This is a genomic window from Lactobacillus kalixensis DSM 16043, from assembly GCF_001434335.1.
Classification (GTDB): domain Bacteria; phylum Bacillota; class Bacilli; order Lactobacillales; family Lactobacillaceae; genus Lactobacillus; species Lactobacillus kalixensis.
In genome coordinates this window covers 89290-108590 of record NZ_AZFM01000001.1, presented here as the reverse complement: position 1 = coordinate 108590, position 19301 = coordinate 89290, and the positions used below count along the sequence as shown (strand labels likewise).

The window sequence follows — 19301 nt, the reverse complement described above, 5'->3', positions numbered from 1 at the left end:
TTTTTGCTTATAATTTTTCAGTCAATGTTACATCAGGATACTTGTCCTGGAAGAAACGTTCTGCAAATTCATTTTCAAATAAGAATAATGGATTATCATAACGGTCCTTAACAAGTAGGTTACGGCTATTGGACATTGCAGGATCAAGTTGATCAGGATCGATCCAGCGAGCAACACGATGGCCAATACTGGTCATTTCTACTTCAGAATTATATTCATTTTGCATTCTAAATTTGAACACTTCAAATTGTAATTGACCAACTGCACCCAAAATATATTCATCAGTTGCATAATTGCGGTAAAGCTGAATAGCACCTTCTTGAACCAGTTGATTCATCCCCTTATGGAACGACTTCTGCTTCATCACGTTCTTAGCAGTTACCCTCATAAATAATTCCGGAGTAAATTCTGGAAGTGATGGATATTCAACCTTGCGCTTACCTGCATAGATACTATCACCAATTTGGAAATTACCAGTATCATACAAACCAACGATATCTCCAGCAACAGCATCACTAACTTGGACACGTTCACTAGACATAAATTCAGTAGCATTATTCAACCGAATTTGCTTGCCAGTTCTTGCTAAGGTAACATCAAGTCCCTTCTTAAATTCACCACTACCAATTCTAACGAAGGCGATTCGATCACGGTGGTTAGGATTCATATTAGCTTGAATTTTGAAAACAAAACCTGAAAATTCTGGATCTTCTGGTTTTAATTCTTCATCCCCATTAACTTTATGACTACTTGGTGCAGGTGCTAAATCAACAAAACTATTCAAGAAAGTTTCTACACCAAAGTTAGTCAAAGCTGAGCCGAAGAATACAGGAGTTTGATCACCTTTAGCAATTTTTTCACGATCAAAAGTATTGCCAGCTTCTTTGATCAAATCAATATCCATCAAAGTTTCTTCGAATTGCGGATCTTGACTTAGGCTTTCGCTATCAGGAAGTTGTCCGTCTTTATCAAGTGGAATAAAGCGATCATCACCATCTTTATGGTAAAGTTCAACGCGATTATTAGCGATATCATAAAGACCTTTAAGAGTTTGCCCAGAACCAATGGGCCAATCCATTGCCACACCTTCAATCCCCAGCAAATCTTCAAGTTCCGCGATCAAATCAAGTGGTGGACGACCATCACGGTCTAACTTGTTCATAAAGGTGAAAATTGGAATACCACGTTTCTTAACAACCTTGAACAATTTTTTGGTTTGAGGTTCGATACCTTTTGCTGAGTCAATAACCATTACAGCAGCGTCTACCGCCATCAACGTCCGATAAGTATCTTCTGAGAAGTCTTGGTGGCCAGGTGTATCCAAAATATTGATGCGCTTGCCCTGATACTCAAATTGCATCACAGAACTAGTAACAGAAATACCACGCTTTTTTTCAATTTCCATCCAGTCACTAGTTGCGTAATTCCCAGTCTTACGTGCCTTAACGGTACCAGCCTTGCGAATTACACCACCAAATAGCAGCAATTGTTCAGTAATAGTTGTCTTCCCTGCGTCAGGGTGTGAGATAATTGCAAAAGTTCTTCTTTTATTAACTTTATCCAAAAGTTCTTTATTCATTAACTTCTATTTTCTCCTTGCTCTTTATCCTCTTGTTCAGGAATTGTTAACAAAATAGTCAACAATCTTGATCCTTTCATTCTCCCGGTTGTTAAAGTCATGCCATTATCAAGAGTGACACTTAGTTTTTCCCCTTTTGCTGGAATTACACCAAGTCTGGTAATTAAATATCCAGCCATCGTATCAACATCCGGCAATTCAAGATCAGTTTTAAACTCATCATTAAAGTCAGCAACTGTCATCTTACCATAGATAAGATATTTGTTTTTACCAATTTGATTAAATAGAATTTCGGCATGATCAACTTCGTCATCAATATCACCAACAATTTCTTCGATTAAATCTTCAATGGTAGCTAGACCAACCACACCACCATATTCATCAAGCAAAATTGCTAGTTGACGCTGGGTCTTCTGCATTTCTATTAATAAATCACCTAATTCAACAGTTTCTGCTGCAAAAAGCGGATTATACATTACATCAGAATAATCTATGTTGTCAAATCCAACTTTTCTAGCTTTGCGAAGTAATGCGCGAATATGGATTACCCCAATAATTTTATCTTTATCGCCTTGATACACTGGAATTCTTGAATATGGTTCACGCAAAATTTCATCTAAGTTGTCTTTAAGTGGAACATTTGCATCAACCATAAAAGCATCAAGACGTGGAACCATTACTTCGTGGGCAGTTTTGCCTTGGAAATCCAGAAGCCCTTCCATCATTGAAAATTCTGAATCGCTAATTTCTTTATTCTGATGAAGCTTTTCAATTTCTTTGGCTAAATGTTCTTTACTATTTTCAGCCGAATCATTAGAAAATCTATTCTTTAAACGATTAAATAAATTTTCCGAAGCAGGGTCGCTACTCATAATGCGTTTCTCTCTTTCTATCAAAAAGTCTTTAAATAAACACATTATAGCATAGAGACCAATATTATATGGTAGAATACTTTTAAGAAATGAGGTTCAATGATATGAAAAAAAGTCATGTGCTGTTAGTATTCGTTTTTTTATTACTGATACCATACTTATGCAGCTTAACAATCATCGGAATTGGCTATAATGCTTTAGTCCTTCATTCAGGCGATATTTTTAGAACAATTATCGGGGCTTTTGTTGGCTCACTAATCATGTTTGCAATTAAAGCCACTATCCAACGTCCCGTTGATTTACTTGCAATGCAGACAAGCGACAATTTATTAAAGCAATTATTGCGTTTTTTTAGTATTCGCCGTCGTTATGTTTTGCTTGTTGCTAATATGATCTTGGACTTTGTGCTTTGCTTTATTGCGACTTTCTTAGTTCGCAACTATTTAACACTGGATGCAATCGTTGGCAATGCAACTGGAATTGTTTTATTAATCATGTTTGTTTCAACTTGTCTCGGAGCCTACGTTGAATACGACAATCTATCAATAGACCCTAAACAACACTAAAAAAGAGCACTGTAGTGCTCTTTTTTAGTCTTCATCTTGATCAAGATACCACGTACCAATAATCTCACTTTGATCCATATCTAGTTCCTCAACAAAATATGGCTTAGGACTGTCGCCAGGATTTTCATAAACTGCAATTCCTTCATTAACAACCTTTTCAAAGAAGCCTTTAACAATAAAATTGGCTGGCATATTGAAGCTGGCAATAGCGCCATTTTCTTTTTCTTCAACCACTTCACCTTCTGGAAGTTCATACTTCATTAAGCCCTTTGGTACCTCGACAGGTTTCTCAGTAACTACACCATACCAATACATAAAGCTTTCTGCACCAAAGGCATACATAATTGCACGTTTATTATCTAATTTATTATCAGCTAAAAATTTTTGTAAAATTTCATCATTTTCAGCTTCCATATTGGCTGCTGCAAAAGATTTTTGTTCATCCATCATACTAGGCATGAAGACTTTGCCAATAAAAATTCTCTTTCCAACTGTTGTCTTTGTCATTCTTAAATCCTCTTTCTAATATTCTTCAAGCTCATCTAAATCAATTATTTCGCCATTTAAAAAGGCATCAATTTCACTTGATGAAAAGCCATGTGAATACAGGTACCTTTTTATTTTAAACTTTTGCTCGCTTTTATCATAGCGTCGAAATTTTTTATAAGCCTTAATTCCTTGTCTTTTTAAAGCCTCTTTTTGTTCATCCTCACTGCCTTCAAAATCAAGCTCGTTAAGAACCGCTTGACTAAGACCATCATCAAAACCGTGACTCATTAATTTAGTTCGCACTTTTTGTGATATTTCTCTAGCTGACAATTTTCCCACTTGATGATGCATCGACTTAATAACACGCTGAGCGACAGTAATCCAGTCTTCTTCAGCCACCTCATCAAGATGGGTCTGAATAATTTCAGGATCAACACCTTTTTGACTTAATTTCTGCGTTAAACTTCTTGCTCCATCATTACCAACACGCAAGTCGTTTTGAATAAAAATTTGAACATACTGATCATCATTCAAAAAACCCAATTCAGTTAATTCAGAAACTGCACTATTAGCTGCTTCATCTGAAATTTCGTGCTTTTTTAAATATTGTAAAACTTCATAAACTGTTCTTGGTTCATAGCTCAAAAAACGTGCAGCTAAGTCACTAGCTTTTGCATCTGCATCAAATTTTTGAATTTCTGCTATATCTTCATCAGTTAATTCTTTTCCCTTTAAAAGGACGAATTCAGCCAAAGTTTTTTCACTAGCAGAAAAGGCATACTTATCATCTAAGAAAACATTATAACGGCCTGGTCTTTTTTGTGCACTTACTTTACTAATGATTGCCATCTTAATTTCCTTTCTATCTATAGAATCCATGCTAACAAATATTTTTAATACTTGCTAAGAACTTTTTTTAGGTAGTAGAATGATAATCAAACCGTTGTTGATTTTTGTAGAAAGAATAGAGAATGAAGAATAATTACAAAAATACTCCTCGCAAATTTAACAAAAAACGCGAAGAGGCAAAAGAAAAAAATGTCATTATTACCATTAAACGTTTAGGTATTAACGGTGAAGGAATTGGTTACTACCGCAAGAAAATTATTTTTATCCCCGGTGCCTTACCAAATGAAGTTGTTGTAGCCAAGATCCTCAAGGAATATCCACACTACATTGAAGCCGAATTAGTCAGAATTAAGGAAAAGAGCCCTGATCGTGTTGCTTTTCCTGAAAAGGTTAATCCAAATATTGGCGGACTTGAGCTTGCTCATTTAAGTTATGAGAAGCAACTTGAGTTTAAAAAAGACAATGTGCTCGAAGCTCTGAAAAAATTTCATCCTCGCGGCTATGCCAAATATAAGGTTAAAAATACTATTCCAGCACCAGACCAATGGCATTATCGTAATAAGGCTTCTTACCAAATTGAACGCGATCACGGTAAGAGTAAGCTGGGACTTTATGAACCAAACTCACATAATTTGATTGACTTGCCAGTAATGCCTACTCAAAGTAAGGATACTCAGGAAACTGAACGTGCAATTAAAGACTTAATTGATAAAAATCATGTTTTTATTGCTGATCGTAGAAAACATTTAGATGGAATTAAGACAATCGTTGTTCGTCAATCTGAAGCCACAAGGGAAATTCAAGCCACTTTAATCACTATTGGTCACAAGATCAAGAATTTGATGACTTTAGCTAAGCAAATTATGGATTTACCTAATGTTGTCAGTGTTTATCAAAATGAAACTGATTGGCGAAACCCACAAGTATGGGGCAATAAAACTGAAAAATTATTAGGTAAGAATCAAATTACTGAAGTGATTTTAGATAGAAAGTTCGAGTTATCTCCTCGCGCCTTCTTCCAGTTAAATCCTGTTCAAACAGAAACTCTTTATTCTGAAGCCCTTAAGTTTTTAGATTTAACTCCTGATCAAACTTTAATTGATGCATACAGTGGTGTCGGAACTCTCGGTATTTTAGCAGCAGATCGTGTAAAGCAAGTAGTGGGAATTGAAACCATTCCTGAAGCAGTTGAAGATGCTAAACACAATGTTGCCATTAACCACATCAGAAATGCTGACTACTTCCAAGGAAGCGTCGAAAAAGTCTTACCCGAATTAAAACGCGGTGGTTTACCAATCGATGCTTTAATTGTTGATCCACCAAGAACAGGTCTTGCCAAAAGTTTAATTAAGACCTTGCTTCAAGTTAAACCGACTACATTTGTTTATATTTCATGCAATCCTTCAACTTTAGCTCAAGATCTCGTCTTACTTAGCGAGGCCTATGATGTACGCTTGATTGAAAATGTTGATATGCTTCCACAGACGCCTCGCTGTGAATGCATTGTGAAATTAACACTTAGAAAATAATCCGTAAAGTGTCTGAAAAAAAACTAGATTTTTAACCCAGATATAAAAACCCAGAAATTCATTATTTTTAATGAATTTCTGGGCTTTTTTCAACCCCACATACGTGAGGAAAATATATTTTATTCCAAAAGTACACAGTACTACTCTTGGATCACCCCCCACTATTGTGGGGACTAATATAGTTTATACTACCCTATTTTTAACTAAAGCAACTTTTCATAAGCATCTTCATACTTAGGAATATCGCCAGCACCCATGAAGACAACGACAGAGTTTTTGTTCTTAGTTAAATCTTGAATGTTGTCCAAGTCAATTACTTCTGAACCTGGGATATTCTTAACCAAGTCTTCACTTGAAATATCCCCATTTGCTTCACGCGCTGAAGCATAAATCGGAGTAACGTATACCTTATCAACATCACGTAAAATTTCTTCAAAGTCCTTTTGGTACTTCTTAGTTCTTGAGAAAGTATGTGGTTGAAAGACAACGACTAATTTCTTATCTGGGAACTTTTGACGAGCTGCTTGGATAGTTGCACGCATTTCAGTTGGGTGGTGTGCGTAGTCATCAATTACAGCAATGTCGCCGAAGTCTTTTTCACTAAATCTACGCTTAGCACCTTTGAAAGTAAGCATACCATCACGGATATCATCCATTGGTACCTTTTCAGTATAAGCAACTGCAATAACAGCAGTGGCATTTAAAATACTGTGGTCACCAAATAAATGAATTTCGAATTCACCAAGATCCTTACCATGGGCCAAAACGTGGAACTTAGAACCAGTAGTTGATTTTTCAATCTGGTTAGCTTGAAAGCCATCTGTATCCTTAAAACCATAAGTGTATTTTGGAATATCAGTCTTAAGTGATTGCAAACGCTTGTCATCACCCCACACAAATAAAGCTTTCTTAGTTTGATCTGCTGCTGATTGGAAAGCGCTAGTGTAATCAGCTTGATCCTTGAAGTAATCTGGGTGGTCGAAGTCGATGTTAGTCATGATTTGGTAATCTGGATGATATGCCAAGAAGTGACGACGATATTCATCAGCCTCATATACAAAGAAACGTGAACCTTCAACACCCTTACCGCGACCATCACCGATTAAGTAAGACGTTGGAGCAACTTCACCTAAAACGTGTGACAAAAGACTGGTAGTTGAAGTCTTACCATGTGTACCTGAAATACCGATTGAAGTATGAGCTTGCACAATTTCTTCAACAGTATCTGGGTAAGATTGCCATTCAACTCCTTTATCAAGACAAGCCTTAACTTCTGGATTTTCTTCCTTAAAGGCGTTTCCTTTAACGATTACTTGTTCATCGTTACTCTTAATATTTGCTGGATCAAAGTCTTTAACTTCGATGCCAGCTTTTTCAAGTGGTACTTGTGTGAAAGTGTACTTTTCAATATCACTACCAGCAACCTTGTAACCTAAGTCATGCAAAAGTAATGCTAAAGATGCCATACCGGTACCTTTAATTCCAATAAACCAAACTTCTTTGTTTTTATCTAACATATATTTTTCTCCAAAATTAACAGTCAAAAATATTCGTCTTTTATTTTAACATTTTTACCGCTTTCCTGGTTAGAGTAAAAAGCAAAAGCCCCGAAATTAATTGAAGCTTTTGCTTGAGAGGAAATATCTGTTTTCTTATTTAAAAAGTTACTTGTTCACCATTCACATTCACTTGATAAGTTAAATCTTTCAAGTTAGCTTGAAGCTGTGCATGGCGAGACTGATCTTGATTATAGCGATCGATTTGAATTGTATTTTCAGTAGGTGTGGTAATTTGAATTGAGCCATTTAAATCAAAGGCGGCTTCTTGATTTCTAAAAGTAAATAATCTAAGCAGGGATTCCACAACTGGACGCTTTATTTCTTGAGCCACTTCTTCTCTTGAATAATAGTGACGGTTAATGTTTCGACCTTCTTTAGTTTCTTCAAGAAGCTTAATATCATTTTTACCAGCTAACATCCCTACATAATAAACTTGTGGAATACCCGGTGCAAATACTTGAATAAGCCGTGACATAAAGTACTTCTTATCATCATTACCTAAAGCAGAATAATATGTTGTATTGATTTGGTAAATGTCTAAGTTGTGATACTCGGCACTTGAATATTTTTTCTTAACATTTGCTCCAACCTTGTAAAGTTCATTACTAGTATAGTCAATCTCTTCAGGTGTCAAAATGTCTCTTGCATCAACCACGCCAATTCCATCGTGTGTGTCCAGCGTTGTAAATTGCTTCATTGGACACTTCTTCAACCATGCAGCTAATCGATTCGTTTTACCGCTATATAATGAATATAAAGTAACCATTGGTAAAGCAAAATCATAGATAAAGTAATCATGCTCGGCAATCTTGAATGGCATTGAGTAGTGCTCATGAATTTCTGGTAAAATCATTGCACCCTTTGAAGCAATATCAGCTTGTACTTGATTAAGTAGATCCCAAATTTCAGGCTCAACAAAGAAGTCATTGGTATCAAGTTTTTTAACCGCATAAGCAAAGGCATCCAAGCGAATAATATCTGCACCGTGATCGATTAATTTGCTTAAAGTTTGCTTGATAAAGTTCTTAGTAACTTCTTTTCTAATATCAAGATCAATCTGTTCTGGACCAAACGTATTCCAAAGCTTTTCCTTACTTCCATCAGCAAAAGTGATTTCTTGATATGGTGCCTTATCTTTACGCTTATAAATCAAATCAACATCAGCTTGAGTTGGTCGACCTTCAGGCCAGAATTTATCCCAACTTAAGAACAAATCGGCATAAGGACTTTTATCTTTATTATTTTGAAAATCGCGGTAATATTTTGATTGTCTTGAGATATGATTAATCATAAAGTCAAACATCAAATAATATTGCTCACCTAACTTTTCAACATCTGACCAGTCACCAAATGTTGGATCAACAGTTGAATAATCTGTAGGGGCAAAGCCACGATCGCCCGTTGATGGGAAGAATGGCAATAAGTGAACCCCACCAACTGCGCCTTTAAGATCAGTTGCTAGAACTTCTGATAACTCATGGATGTTCTTCCCCAAACTATCAGGATATGTAATTAGCATTACTTTGTTAGTAATTGACATAGTTTTCCCTTTCCTTTTTAACCGCTTTCTATTAATATTATTGTTTTTTATCGAATAGTTAACCATAGATTTATTCATTAATTTATTGTCTTTTTAAGTTCAAAACATTTCGCCATGCTTCAACGCTCAAATGCTATAATTAGGTTATGAATAATATTCTGATAAACATATAGACATGTTTTTTATGTCAAAATCGTAGAAAGGCAAAAGCAAAATGGACGGTGAATATCGAACACTCTCTGGTCAAGGAATTGAAAGTAATATTTTATTCTTTGGCCAAGAAAATTGTCAGCCAAATTATATTTTTAAGGGTAATAACGTTCGCGACAATTATGTTATCCATTATGTGCAAAAAGGAAAAGGAATCTTCTCTTCTGCTAATCATCCAGTTACACAATTAAAAGCTGGTGATATATTTATCTTACCCAAAGATGTTCCCTGTTTTTATCAAGCAGATAGTGAGGATCCATGGTCATATTTTTGGATTGGCTTATCGGGAACCAGAATTTCGTCAATTTTTCAGAATTCACTTTTGAGTCAAAAAAATTACTTGCGTCAGATGCAAGATAGCAAGTTTAAGGATTATCTTTTTCAGTTGTTTGATGCAATTCACTTACCATCTTCATTGGCCAACGACTTACTAATTGAATCGCTGCTGTATCATACCTTTTATTACCTACTCACTGAGTATCCCAATCCAAAATCTAAGAATACTGATACGTCGAAAAATGATTTGAAGTTAGCAGTAATTTATTTAGAAAATAATTTTCGAGATAGTAGCTGCAATATTACTGACTTGTGTCAAAAATTAAATATTTCGCGTAGCTACTTGTATTCTCTGTTTAAGAAAAATTTAGCTTTATCGCCGCAGCAATTTTTAATAAAAATTCGCATGGAAGAAGCAAAACAATTATTAAAGACAAAAGATGAGCCAATCAAGAAAATTGCAGGAGAAGTTGGTTATAGTGACGAATTTACTTTCTCTAAAGCATTTAAACGTTATAACGGATTAAGCCCGAAGAATTTCAGAATGTAATTTTCCATCATTGTAGATTCAAATAAAAGTTGAGATAATGTTCATTAAAAATCTAGAGGTGATTCGATGAAAATTGACGCATTTGCGCATATACTACCGCCTAAATATTACCAAGATATGTTGGAGATTTCGCCAGAAATTCCAACCATCTTTCCTTTCATCAAAATCAAAAATTTGATTGACCTAACTTCACGCTTAAAGCAGTGGCCAAATGACAATACTAAACAAGCTATTTCCTTAGTAAACATTAGCCCAGAAGATTTTTGTAAACCAAATCAAGCTGCTCAATTATCTCGTAAAGCCAATGATGAATTAGCCGAGATTGTTTTTGACCATTCAGATAAATTTGAAGCTGGCGTTGGTGTATTACCGATGAACAATATAGACGAAGCTATCAAAATAGTTGACGAAATTGTACAGAATCCACATTTGATTGGAGCACAGATCTTCACTCGGCATTTGGGTAAAAGTATTGCTGATCCGGAGTTTAGACCTGTTTTAGCAAAAGCCGCTGAGGCTAATCTTCCCTTGTGGTTACATCCGGTTTTTGATCAACGCAAGCCAGATAATAACTTGGTCTTTTCTTGGGAATATGAATTGTCTCAAGCAATGTTGCAATTGGTAGAAAGTAAGATTTTTGAAGATTATCCTAACTTAAAAATCTTAGTTCACCACGCTGGTGCAATGGTACCATTTTTTGCCGAAAGAATTAATCATATTTTGCCAAATGAAGAAGCTAAATGCTTTAAGAATTTCTATGTTGATACCGCAATTTTAGGAAATACACCTGCGCTTCAATTAGCAATTGACTACTATGGTCTTGATCATGTTTTATTTGGTACTGACGCTCCATTTGCAGTCCCACCATCTGGAGCAAATGCAGAAGTTAGTGGTGCAATCAATAATTTAGCTATTTCTAAGCAAGATAAGCAAAAAATCTTTTCAGAGAATTTTGTTAACTTCTTAAAGACCTGAAAAAACTCAGAAATGACAAAATCCTATTAAATCAAGGTTTATCAGTAATGATCAATAATCAAAACCGCGATTTAATAGGATTTTTATTTTGGGTAAAAGTCAAAAATTAACTAAAAATCGACTTATTTCCCAGACACTTCTTTTCACTTTTATTCAAAAACAGTTTGATCTGTATATAGCTTGTAGTAGAAGCCCTTTTCTTTAAGTAGTTGCTTGTGACTTCCTTCTTCGATTACTTGACCATCTTTTAAGACCAAGATCTTATCTGAATTCAAGATTGTCTTCAAGCGGTGCGCAATCACAAATGAAGTTCTACCTGCAATTACTCTATCCATTGCCATTTGGATTTTTTCTTCAGTAACCGTATCTACATTGGAAGTTGCTTCATCTAAAATCAAAAATGGTGGATTAGTCAAAATGGTTCTCGCAATTGACATCAATTGTTTTTGCCCAGTTGAAAAGGCTGAACTAGAATCACTAACTTGGGTGTCATAGCCATCTGGTAAGCTTTCAATAAAGTCATGGATATTAGCTTGTTTAGCCGCAGAAATCACTTCTTCCATGCTTGCATTTGGCTTACCATAACGGATATTGTCAGCAACACTACCTGTAAACAGAATTGAATCTTGCAAAACAATCCCCACATTGTCTCTTAATGATTTCAATTGAATATCTCTAATGTCAATACCATCATACGTAATACGGCCTGAATCGACATCATAGAAACGATTAACTAAGTTCATGATAGTAGTTTTACCAGATCCCGTTGGGCCAACTACAGCAACAGATTGTCCCTTATTTACATCGACGCTAACACCGTGCAAAATTTCTTTATCCTTAGTGTAACCAAAGTGAACATCTTCAAGCTTCAAGCCGTTCTTTAATCCAGTAATTGTCTTACCATTTACCACTGCATCTTCATCAGGTTGTGCTTCAACATCAGCCAATCTTCTACCACCAGTTAAAGCGAGTTGAATCATTGAGTAAATTGAAGAAATTTGAGTTAATGGTTCAAAATAAGTTTGTGAATACTCAACGAAGGTTACGATTAAACCCAAACCAACGGCTTGACTAACCTGACCAGACATAATCAACCATGCTCCAACAGCAATCACGATTGCCAAATTAAGTAAGTTAAGACCATTCATCAATGGAAGTAAAATTCCTGAGTAGAATTGACCTTTGAACATGGCACTTCTTACCTTATTGTTGTAAGTTCTGAAACCCTCAACTGATTCTTCACGAAGACCATTAGTAATAATTACTTTTTCACCATTAATTTGTTCAGTAATATAACCGTTCAAATCACTAATTTCATCTTGCTGCTTATCAATGTATATGCGCGCCTTTTTCATCAAAATCACGCAGATAATCAAGATAACCGGAGTAGTTGCAATCGTCGCCGTAGCAAGACGAGCATCAACTACATACATGATGATAATTGTACCGATAAATCTTATTCCTTGAGATATAATTTCAAAGATCGCATTGTTCATTGCGTTAAAAATGTTATCAAGGTCGGATGTGAACAAGGATAACAATTTACCATCTTGATGTGTATCAAAGTAGCGTACGAGCATTCTTTGAAATTTACTAAATAAATTCTCACGCATGTCATTAGTAGCATCAGCGTTGAACTTTGACATGACCATCCAAGCAATGAAAATTGACACCATGCTTAAAGTAAAGAATGCTAACATGGCCCACAATGCATTATAGAAGGAATTCATGCCGCCCTTACCATTAACAAAGTTAGTCAAAGAAGTAACCGTGCGGCCCAAGTAAGTAGGTGCAATAACAGCTGCTACACTAGAAATAAGTGACAAAATAATTATGACAATAATACCTTTCCAGTAAGGACGCAGATATTTAACAAAATATTTTAGAGCCTTTTTAGTATCTGACATTATTCTTCACCTACACTTTCTTTCGCTGTTTGAGTCTTATAAATTTCTTGGTAAACCGGAGAAGTTTTGATCAATTCTTCATGAGTACCCTGAGCAACTAATTTTCCGTCATCTAATACCAAAATTTGATCAGCATTTTTAACTGAAACAATCTTTTCAGCAATAATAAAAGTTGTGGTATCAGGCATTTCGTGTTCAAGTGCCTGTTGCACTTTCTTTTCAGATTCAGCGTCAAGAGCCGAAGTTGAATCATCCAAAATCAAAATTGGAGATTTGGCAATTAATCCACGAGCAATAGAAAGGCGCTGCTTTTGCCCACCTGAGAAGTTAGCAGAACGCTCTTCGACTTCGTGATCAAAGGTATCATTATAGCGTTCGATAAATTCGGCAGCTTGTGCCATTCTTGCTGCTCTTTGTAATTCGTGGTGTTTTGCTTCAGATTTACCTTGACGTAAGTTGCTTGCAATTGTTCCTGAAAATAACACTGCTCTTTGCAATACAAAAGAAACTGTCTGACGCAAAGATTTTTCATTAACATCCTTTAAGTTATGACCGCCAATCTTAACTTCGCCTTTGGTTGGATCATATAGTCGAGCGATTAACTGTGCTAAAGTCGACTTACCAGAACCAGTTGCACCAACGATTCCGACCATTTGGTTTGCTGGAATTTTGAAAGAAATATCTTTTAAAGTCTCTTGGTCACCATCTGGATAAGTGAAAGAAACATGATCAAATTCAACACTACCGCCTAATTTTTCAACAGGGGCATTATCATTGAACTTCACATCTGGCTCGGTATCTAAAACTTCCTTAATTCTGCCTAAAGAAATCAACCCACGGGCAAATTGCATCATAGTCATTCCGGCAATCATCGTTGTCCAAAGAAGTGTCAAAATATAGTTAACAAATGGACTTACAATTGCAACATCTGTTGGATGGTTGGTAATGCTGCGGCCAATCAAGAAAATAATTAACGTGATCACTAAGTAAGCAATCATTGAAAAAGCGGGCATGACAGCTGAGAACCAGTAACCAATTGTAATGTTGTAGTCATTCAACTTGTCTGAAGTTTGATCGAATTTTTTGATTTCTTGTGGACCTTGATTGAAAGACTTAACAACTCGAACCCCTTGTAAGGTTTCTTGGGCTTGTCCTGAAATCCTATCCATCAAAACTTGGAACTTATCGAATAAACTGTTCATTCTATTTAAAACAATCGCTCCAACTCCAATGATTAATGCAACCATTAAGACAGTAGCCCACCAATAACGGGGAATAATGATAATACAGAAGATAAATGAGCCAACCATTAAAATTGGCATTCTGAGTAACTGCATGAACAATTGCATGATCATGTTCATCACTTGGTTCATATCGTTAATTAAACGTGTAGTCAATGAACCTGCACTAAAATCCTCAATATTGCCAAATGAAAAGCTTTGAATCTTAGCATAAGTTTCTTCACGCAAGTCACTAGTCACACCCTGTGCAATTTTAGCAGCGTAGTAAACATTGAAAATTCCAGCCACAATTGCAATTAAGCCTAAGACAATTAGCCAAATCCCATCACGTACAACGCTTTGCTGTTGATCTGCCATAATTGCTTTTTGAATATTTTCGAGCAATCTTGGTTGATACAAAGTCGCGAAAGCTGAAACGAAAATTGCAATTAAAGCCGCAATAATTTCTTTACGATAATTTTTAAAGTGTGGTTTTAATATCTTTAGTGTGTTCATTTCTATCCTCTTTTCTAAGTAAATCCCAGAAATAGTCATTCCATTCTTCATTTAATGAAATAAATTGGTGCATCTTCTCAGCACCCATTTTTCGAACCACCTCTTTTTCAATATCCATCAACGGTTGCATTGTCTGTTGAGCGTATTTTTTCCCGCTTGGCGTCAGACGGCAATATTTTTGACGTTTATCTTTTGGATTAACGATTAACTCAAGATAATCTTGATCCTGCAGGATTTTGATTCCTTTATTAATCGATTGTTTGGGTAAATCGCTCAAATTGACTAGGTCCTTCTGCGTTGCTTTCTTTCTGATCAATAATTCATGCAGAATTAAAGATAAATAATCAGGAAGATGATGCAGATTATTCCATTCCTCATATCCCTTGCCACCACGCAGAATGGCGATATTCAGTTTTTCTGCTAAACTAATTTCCATTCATAATAGTCCTCACATGTACTAAATCTGATTACTAATATTAGTCTATGGGTAGACTATTGTCAAGAACAAAAGAAAAAGCACACGCGGTGCTTTTAAAAAACTTATTACTTTTGAATAGAATTTAATTCCTTTTGGTAATTTCTAATAATATCAAAGTCAGAATCTTTAGCATCTACATATCCATAGTGTTGGTAGATACTTTCGATAATCTTCTTACCTTGCTTAGACTTAGCAATCTTCTTGAAGGCTTTTGACAATTTCTTTCTAAACTTAGGACTTAAATCATGGCGAACAGAAATAGTGTCGTTTGGAATCCATTTGGTAAAGTAAATTGGAACAACATCCTTCATTACCTTTGGTTCATCTTGAGCAGCAATTGGACGAGCGTCTGCGAAAGTAAAGGCTGCATCAATGTCGCCATTTTCAACAGAAATAATTGCTTGGTCTGCCCCCTTAATTTGCACAATCTTGCAATCTTTAAGGACATTCAACCCTTTCTTGTTTAGTTCGACAATTGGAAAGACATATCCAGAACTAGAAGTTGGATCCATTACACCAATTTTCTTTCCCTTCAAATCCTTCCATGACTTAATGCCAGAACCTTTCTTAACGTAAATTCCGGAGCGGTATTTATTCATCAAGGTGTGATTCATTTTACCACTTGGTTCATCATAGCCGTAACGCTGTGCTTGAAGCAAAACATCAGCAATCTTCTTTTTATGAGCCAAAACGTATGCATCAGGTGGCATGAAGCCAACATCAACCTTCTTAGAATTCATTGCTTCAACTAAGCCGTTGTAGTCTGTTGAAACAGTAACGTGAACTGGAATCCCAAGCTGTTTTTTAAGTAAAGCTTCTAATGGCTTAGCTCTTGCCTCCATTTTGTTAGCCTGTACAGATGGCACAAATTGTACATTCAATTGCTTAGGTGTATACCCATCCTTACCTGTAGTTCCTTCGTTATTTGAAGAACTTGAACAAGCGGTTGCCATTATAGCAGCACCAAGCGCAACTACCCCAACTAATAGCTTTTTAAATTTCATTTTCCCCTCCGAAAATTCGTATTATTTTGATTTGCATATTGATTATAGAAAAAAGTTACAAAATAATCAACTGTTTTCTTTACAATTATTAATGAAATGAAGATATTTGTTCGTGTTAAACTAATTGTATTGTGAAAAGGTGTAAAATATCCTTAAGGATGTGATTCAATGACTCAAACCAAACCAATTTGGAAAAGAAACCTTTATATTCTATCAATTGCAGTTTTCATTGCAGGTATTGCTTTCTCAGAAATCATGCCATTTCTTTCCCTATACATTAACACCTTAGGCGATTTCACCCATCAACAACTTAATTTTTGGTCAGGGATCGTCTATTCAGGTACCTTTATTGTCTCAGCAGTCGTTTCACCTTGGTGGGGAAAATTAGCTGACAAAAAAGGTCGAAAACCTATGATTCTACGAGCCGGCCTTGGAATGGCAATTGTTATTGCTTCAATGGGTTTAGTTCAAAACGTTTGGCAATTGCTTTTACTTAGGATGTTGCAAGGTGTTTTTGCTGGTTTTATTTCAAACTCAAATGCACTGGTAGCTACAGAAACACCAAAAACAAATTCGGGTCAAGCGCTCGGAACCATTGCTTCTGCTACCACTGCCGGCACTTTACTTGGACCATTAATTGGCGGAGCCTTAACTTCAATTTTCTCCTATCGTGTTACCTTTATGATTACTGGTGGTCTCTTATTAATCTGTTCAGCACTTGTTTTATTCTTTGTTCACGAAGCTGACTTTACACCCATCACTGCAAAAAAATTGGAGAAAACCAGTGGCGTAATCAAATCACTGCGTTCTCCCCAACTTATTTTTGGTCTTTTATTAACAACTATGATTATTCAGGCAGCCAATAATTCAATTAATCCAATCGTTTCACTTTATGTTCGACAATTACTTAATAATCATGGAAATGTCGTATTTATTTCTGGTGTTATTGCTGCGCTCCCCGGAATTGCAACCTTTTTAGTCGCTTCACGATTTGGTGCTTTAGGTGATCGCATCGGAACTCATAAAATTATTGTTGTCGGATTTATCGCTGCTTCGATTTTCTTCTTTTTGACAGCATTTGTTCAAAACACTGTCGAATTGGGAATTTTACGTTTCTTAGTTGGCTTCTCAGATGCTTGTTTATTCCCACAAGTGCAGACAATGCTTACTAAAAACTCTCCCGCAGCAGTTACCGGACGGATTTTCTCATGGAATCAGTCTGCAATGTATATTGGCAACATCATTGGTCCGCTACTTGGCTCCACTGTTTCTGGCTTGTTCAATTATAGTGCTGTCTTTATTGTTACCACTGGAATTGTTCTGCTCAACTTACTTCTTTTCAGAATCAATGTTATTAGAAATATCCAAAAATAAAATCTGTTCTTCTACTCTAATGAGGCAAGTAATATTGCGCAAACTCATTACGATATTGAGTAGGAGTTTTATTTTTCCATTTTTTGAAATTACGATTCAAAACGTGGCCGTTTGAAAATCCACTTTCAAAGGCAATTAATTCAATGCTCTTATTAGTACTTAAAAGTAATTCTCTTGCTTTCATTAAGCGAAGAAGTCTAAGATACTCTGAAATCGACATCTTTGTATTTTCTTTTAATTGTTGATTAAGTGTGACATGGGATGAATTAAAGTGCTCGACTACATCTTCAACAGAAATTCCTTCAGTAAAATGGCGATTTAAATAGGCGATCAAATCTTGATTCAAAGATCGATTCGGCTTTGTTTGAATAATTTTAGTTTCATTAAAATTCTGATCAAGCAGCACAATAATTTTCATTAATTCAATCATGATTAAAAAACGAACATCATCGTCAACTTTATTAGAAATCAAATTTGAAATCTTGACCAACGATTGGCACATTTCTTGATAAGCTTGCTCATTTTTACAATTTTTCTCACCGAGCAAATTAATATTCCAGTTCACGCTTGATGGGTACTGACTCAATAGATAATCATCGTCAATAATTATGCCAATACAATTCCACTCGCCCTTTTCACCAGAAGAACTATGAATCTGCGCGCGATTAACACACCAGAAATCCCCACTATTAAAGTGATAAGTATGACCTTCAATTGCAAAACGCAGATCTGTTCCTTTTATCAAATAATTTAACTCAATTCCTTGATGCCAATGCTCTGAAATATTCACATCGTAATCGCGATAGAAATAAAACGGCAATCTCGGATTATTTTGTACTTCTTCGTGTCTAACCATAATTTTTCTAATTTGTAACTTTTTACTTTCTAAAATAGACCTTAGGGTCTTTTCATAAATGATATTCTTAACTTAGCTAAGAAACAAGGAGGAAATTTTTATGATTAAACTAGTTGCTGTTGATATGGATGGCACATTTTTACGTGACGATAAGACTTATGACGAAGATCGCTTTGCAAAAATCTACCAACGATTGACAAAAAACAATATTCAATTTGTAGTAGCCAGCGGCAATCAATATTTCCAGTTATGCTCATTTTTCGAAAAATATCCCGACGTACTTTATGTCGCAGAAAATGGCGCCTTGATTCGTAGCCAAGAAAAAATCATCTCCTTACACCAATATCCCCTCTCTTCGGTCAAAAAAATCGAATCTTTTTTAAATAATTTATCCGAAATTCAGTTTCTGGTGTGTGGGGCTGAGAATGCTTATGAGCTAAGAAGACTTGGTCAAGATTACTTCGACTTCTCCAGCCATTACTATTACCATCTCAAGAAGATTGACGACTTTAGCGAGATCAATGATCGCATCTTAAAATTCGCTATCACCTGCCCTGATGATAAAACCGATTATTATGTTCAGCTATTTAAGGAAAAATTATCAGGCATTGCAGAAGTAACTTCAAGTGGTCATGGCGATATCGATATTGTTCAGCCAGGTATTCACAAAGCTAATGGCCTCAAGGAATTAGGCGCCACTATTGGCGTTACCTTGGATGAAATGGTTGCCTTCGGTGATGGTGGAAATGATCTTGAAATGATTCAAGAAGTTGGCGACGGTGTAGCAATGAAGAATGCGACTCCTGCTTTACTTAAAGTGGCTGACCACATAACTACAAGCAATAAAGAAGACGGTGTCTTAAGTTATCTTGAGAATCTACTTGACAAACAAGAAAAATCCTAGTTAAATAAGTATCAAATTGAAGTGATGACCTTTAAAGTTAGTCCCGTG

The 19301-nt window shown here is 35.8% G+C and carries 17 protein-coding genes; 6 read left to right on the top strand and 11 right to left on the bottom strand.

Annotation, left to right across the window (positions count from 1 at the left end; genetic code table 11):
• Nucleotides 1-7: 7 nt before the first annotated feature.
• Together FC46_RS00535 and FC46_RS00530 are read right to left on the bottom strand one after the other, a co-directional pair.
• On the bottom strand, nt 8-1579 hold the full coding sequence (locus FC46_RS00535; RefSeq protein WP_057797087.1) for a peptide chain release factor 3: 1572 nt from the start codon (nt 1577-1579) through the stop codon (nt 8-10).
• Nucleotides 1579-2451 carry a hemolysin family protein gene (locus FC46_RS00530; protein ID WP_057797086.1) on the bottom strand — a complete coding sequence of 291 codons (873 nt, stop codon included), beginning with the start codon at nt 2449-2451 and terminating at the stop codon, nt 1579-1581. Before FC46_RS00530 ends, FC46_RS00535 begins: the two co-directional genes overlap by 1 nt.
• Before the next feature lie 104 nt (nt 2452-2555).
• On the opposite strand from FC46_RS00530, the gene FC46_RS00525 reads away from it, so the two are divergent.
• On the top strand, nt 2556-3017 hold the full coding sequence (locus tag FC46_RS00525; protein ID WP_057797085.1) for a hypothetical protein: 462 nt from the start codon (nt 2556-2558) through the stop codon (nt 3015-3017).
• Between the two features lie 24 nt (nt 3018-3041).
• Here the strand turns inward: FC46_RS00525 and FC46_RS00520 are convergent, their stop codons facing one another.
• A complete protein-coding gene (locus FC46_RS00520; protein WP_057797084.1) occupies nt 3042-3524 on the bottom strand; it encodes a hypothetical protein in 483 nt (160 codons plus the stop codon).
• 15 nt (nt 3525-3539) lie between these two features.
• A complete protein-coding gene (recX, locus tag FC46_RS00515; protein WP_057797083.1) occupies nt 3540-4355 on the bottom strand; it encodes a recombination regulator RecX in 816 nt (271 codons plus the stop codon).
• A gap of 122 nt (nt 4356-4477) precedes the next feature.
• On the opposite strand from recX, the gene rlmD reads away from it, so the two are divergent.
• Nucleotides 4478-5884, top strand: coding sequence for a 23S rRNA (uracil(1939)-C(5))-methyltransferase RlmD (gene rlmD, locus FC46_RS00510; RefSeq protein ID WP_057797082.1), 1407 nt, complete (start codon nt 4478-4480; stop codon nt 5882-5884).
• Nucleotides 5885-6087: 203 nt separating this feature from the next.
• Here the strand turns inward: rlmD and murC are convergent, their stop codons facing one another.
• Nucleotides 6088-7401, bottom strand: coding sequence for a UDP-N-acetylmuramate--L-alanine ligase (gene murC / locus FC46_RS00505; RefSeq protein WP_057797081.1), 1314 nt, complete (start codon nt 7399-7401; stop codon nt 6088-6090).
• A gap of 139 nt (nt 7402-7540) precedes the next feature.
• On the bottom strand, nt 7541-8983 hold the full coding sequence (gene gtfA, locus FC46_RS00500) for a sucrose phosphorylase (protein WP_057797080.1): 1443 nt from the start codon (nt 8981-8983) through the stop codon (nt 7541-7543).
• 214 nt (nt 8984-9197) lie between these two features.
• Here gtfA and FC46_RS00495 point away from each other — a divergent pair, with 214 nt between their 5' ends.
• Both FC46_RS00495 and FC46_RS00490 read left to right on the top strand, forming a co-directional pair.
• Nucleotides 9198-10019, top strand: a complete 822-nt coding sequence (locus FC46_RS00495) for an AraC family transcriptional regulator (RefSeq protein ID WP_057797079.1) — start codon at nt 9198-9200, stop codon at nt 10017-10019.
• A 66-nt stretch (nt 10020-10085) separates the two neighbouring features.
• Nucleotides 10086-10994: an amidohydrolase family protein gene (locus tag FC46_RS00490; protein WP_057797078.1), complete on the top strand. Its 909-nt coding sequence runs from the start codon at nt 10086-10088 to the stop codon at nt 10992-10994.
• A 149-nt stretch (nt 10995-11143) separates the two neighbouring features.
• On the opposite strand, the gene FC46_RS00485 is transcribed toward FC46_RS00490, so the two are convergent.
• The 4 genes from FC46_RS00485 to phnD form a co-directional block, all read right to left on the bottom strand.
• Nucleotides 11144-12901 carry an ABC transporter ATP-binding protein gene (locus tag FC46_RS00485; RefSeq protein ID WP_057797077.1) on the bottom strand — a complete coding sequence of 586 codons (1758 nt, stop codon included), beginning with the start codon at nt 12899-12901 and terminating at the stop codon, nt 11144-11146.
• Complete coding sequence (locus tag FC46_RS00480; protein ID WP_057797076.1) at nt 12901-14637, bottom strand: ABC transporter ATP-binding protein; 1737 nt, start codon at nt 14635-14637, stop codon at nt 12901-12903. Before FC46_RS00480 ends, FC46_RS00485 begins: the two co-directional genes overlap by 1 nt.
• A complete protein-coding gene (locus FC46_RS00475; protein WP_057797075.1) occupies nt 14603-15073 on the bottom strand; it encodes a MarR family winged helix-turn-helix transcriptional regulator in 471 nt (156 codons plus the stop codon). Before FC46_RS00475 ends, FC46_RS00480 begins: the two co-directional genes overlap by 35 nt.
• A gap of 107 nt (nt 15074-15180) precedes the next feature.
• Entirely contained in the window at nt 15181-16119 is a 939-nt protein-coding gene (gene phnD / locus FC46_RS00470) for a phosphate/phosphite/phosphonate ABC transporter substrate-binding protein (RefSeq protein WP_057797074.1), read from the bottom strand.
• Between the two features lie 168 nt (nt 16120-16287).
• Between phnD and FC46_RS00465 the strand changes: the two genes are divergently transcribed.
• On the top strand, nt 16288-17493 hold the full coding sequence (locus tag FC46_RS00465; RefSeq protein ID WP_057797073.1) for a multidrug efflux MFS transporter: 1206 nt from the start codon (nt 16288-16290) through the stop codon (nt 17491-17493).
• A gap of 16 nt (nt 17494-17509) precedes the next feature.
• Here FC46_RS00465 and FC46_RS00460 read toward each other — a convergent pair whose 3' ends face one another.
• Nucleotides 17510-18349: an AraC family transcriptional regulator gene (locus tag FC46_RS00460; protein WP_057797072.1), complete on the bottom strand. Its 840-nt coding sequence runs from the start codon at nt 18347-18349 to the stop codon at nt 17510-17512.
• A gap of 100 nt (nt 18350-18449) precedes the next feature.
• Here FC46_RS00460 and FC46_RS00455 point away from each other — a divergent pair, with 100 nt between their 5' ends.
• Nucleotides 18450-19253 carry a Cof-type HAD-IIB family hydrolase gene (locus FC46_RS00455; protein WP_057797071.1) on the top strand — a complete coding sequence of 268 codons (804 nt, stop codon included), beginning with the start codon at nt 18450-18452 and terminating at the stop codon, nt 19251-19253.
• The last annotated feature ends 48 nt before the right edge of the window (nt 19254-19301 follow it).